Origin of the sequence: Thiolapillus sp. (assembly GCF_048562965.1) — a bacterium.
GTDB lineage: Bacteria > Pseudomonadota > Gammaproteobacteria > Chromatiales > Chromatiaceae > Thiolapillus > Thiolapillus brandeum_A.
Map to the genome: position 1 here is coordinate 1 of NZ_JBHNMF010000952.1, position 1,090 is coordinate 1,090.

General features: G+C 53.6%; 2 protein-coding genes. One reads left to right on the top strand and one right to left on the bottom strand.

The window, feature by feature from the left end:
* On the bottom strand, positions 1–936 hold a 936-nt coding region (gene asnB, locus ACOCD2_RS21400), incomplete at its 3' end, for an asparagine synthase (glutamine-hydrolyzing) (protein ID WP_293653424.1).
* On the opposite strand from asnB, the gene ACOCD2_RS21405 reads away from it, so the two are divergent.
* Positions 829–1,071, top strand: a complete 243-nt coding sequence (locus ACOCD2_RS21405) for a hypothetical protein (RefSeq protein WP_293653425.1) — start codon at positions 829–831, stop codon at positions 1,069–1,071. The genes asnB and ACOCD2_RS21405 overlap by 108 nt on opposite strands.
* The last annotated feature ends 19 nt before the right edge of the window (positions 1,072–1,090 follow it).

Below are 1,090 nucleotides of genomic sequence, written 5' to 3' on the forward strand. Positions count from 1 at the left end.
CGGGCGCAGTGTTGAATCCGGGTAGCGGTGGCAGAAACGCCGGATTTTGGCTTCCTTGAATATATCGTAACCGCCAAACACTTCGTCCGCCCCTTCTCCCGTGAGAACGACCTTGTAGTCGCTTTCCCGCACATGCCTGGACAGCAGCATGAGTGGTGCAGGAGCGGTTCTGAGAATCGTCGATTCTGTATGCCAGATCACCCGGGGGAACAGCTGACTGATATCACCGGCGGTACAGGTAACATGCGTATGCTCGGTTTCCAGGTAATTCACAAGATCCCGCTGATAGGCGCTCTCGTCAAATTCGGCGTCTTCGAAACCAATGGAAAAAGTGCGCAGGGGCGTATCCGTGAAGTTCCTGATCAGGGACGTGATCACCGATGAGTCCAGGCCGCCACTGAGATAAGCGCCCACGGGCACATCCGACCTGAGACGCAAACGTACCGAATCAATCATGCGCTCGCGAAGCTCATCGGCCCAGTCGTCGACACTGCGCCCGTCAGGAATTCCATCCTTCGGAAATTCCCAGTCCCAGTACCTGGATACACGCGGTTCTCCGCCTTCCACAATCATCAGATGCCCTGGCGGCAGGGCATACACATCTTCGAACAGACTGTGGGGTTCAAGAGTCGCCCAGAAGGTAAACACCTCTCCCAATGCCTGTGGATTCAGCCTTCGGGTGATTTCCGGTTGGGTAAAGAGGGACTTGACCTCAGAAGCGAAATACAATCGCCCTGCTGTCCTTGTATAAAACAGGGGTCGGATACCCGCTCTGTCTCTGACAAACAGCATGCGCTGCGCGTTACGATCCCACAGTGCAATTGCAAATTGTCCAACCAGGTGATTGACAAATGCATCACCAAATTCTTCATACAGGTGGACAATAACTTCCGTATCCGAGTGCGTGTAAAAGCGATGTCCCTGCGCCCGGAGCATCTGCCGCAGCTCAAGGTAGTTGAATATCTCGCCTGTCGGGTACCATGTGATTATATTCCAAAAAGGAGCTATCCTTTGTTCCGAACCCGCCAGATATTGAACGACTGGCTCACGCAAAACCTGGAGGAAGCATAACGCCATGGTTATCCATCCA